The following is a 768-nucleotide window of genomic DNA, read 5'->3' on the forward strand; positions in this document are numbered from 1 at the left end:
GGGTGAAGTCGTAACAAGGTAGCCGTAGGGGAACCTGCGGCTGGATCACCTCCTTTCTAAGGAAAAGCCGGCCCGTCCGATCGGGCCGCGCGCCGACCAAGAAGCCGCCGCCGGCGCATCCCTTCTCACGGATCTCATCGTTGCCACCCAAGTGATGAGCTTGGGCAGCGAGGGGCTAGTAGCTCAGTTGGTTAGAGCGCGCGCTTGATAAGCGTGAGGTCGGAGGTTCAAATCCTCCCTGGCCCACCACCCATCAGGCCACCCATCAAGTTGGGAAGCGCGCTTGACGCCAAACGGGGGCATAGCTCAGTTGGGAGAGCGCCTGCTTTGCAAGCAGGAGGTCGTCGGTTCGATCCCGTCTGCCTCCACCAGAACCCTCGCTTTCGAGGGGCTGGTGTCGAGGCGATGGTGGTCTCCCTGGGATCCGTCAGAAGGAAACGCAACACGGAAACGTGAGCTTCGGGCTCCTCATCGCTGAGGGGACTGGAGCGGGATCATGGACAGTGTGAAGACGATTGTTAAGTGACCGAGGACGGACCTCGGGCCGGCTCTGAAGAAGGGTTGGTTCGATGGTCAATGCATCTTGCGGCGTTGTGCGTGCGTCTGGGCTTGCCCCTGCGCGTGGCGCAACCGCTGAGTAGAGGATCAAGCGTCTGAAGGGCATCTGGTGGATGCCTTGGCACTGAGAGGCGATGAAGGACGCAGCACGTTGCGATAAGCCATGGGGAGCCGCGAGCAGGCTTTGATCCGTGGATTTCCGAATGGGGC

The 768-nt window shown here is 61.2% G+C and carries 2 tRNA genes and 2 rRNA genes; all 4 read left to right on the forward strand.

Features of this window, described 5'->3' with window-relative positions:
* A 16S ribosomal RNA gene (locus DS837_RS31865) occupies nt 1-56 on the forward strand; the annotation flags it as partial.
* A 116-nt stretch (nt 57-172) separates the two neighbouring features.
* Nucleotides 173-249 (forward strand) — tRNA-Ile (locus tag DS837_RS31870).
* Nucleotides 250-295: 46 nt separating this feature from the next.
* A tRNA-Ala gene (locus tag DS837_RS31875) sits at nt 296-371 on the forward strand.
* A gap of 272 nt (nt 372-643) precedes the next feature.
* Nucleotides 644-768: ribosomal RNA gene (locus tag DS837_RS31880) — 23S ribosomal RNA — on the forward strand; the annotation flags it as partial.

Source organism: Azospirillum brasilense, from assembly GCF_008365405.1.
Lineage (GTDB): Bacteria > Pseudomonadota > Alphaproteobacteria > Azospirillales > Azospirillaceae > Azospirillum > Azospirillum brasilense_D.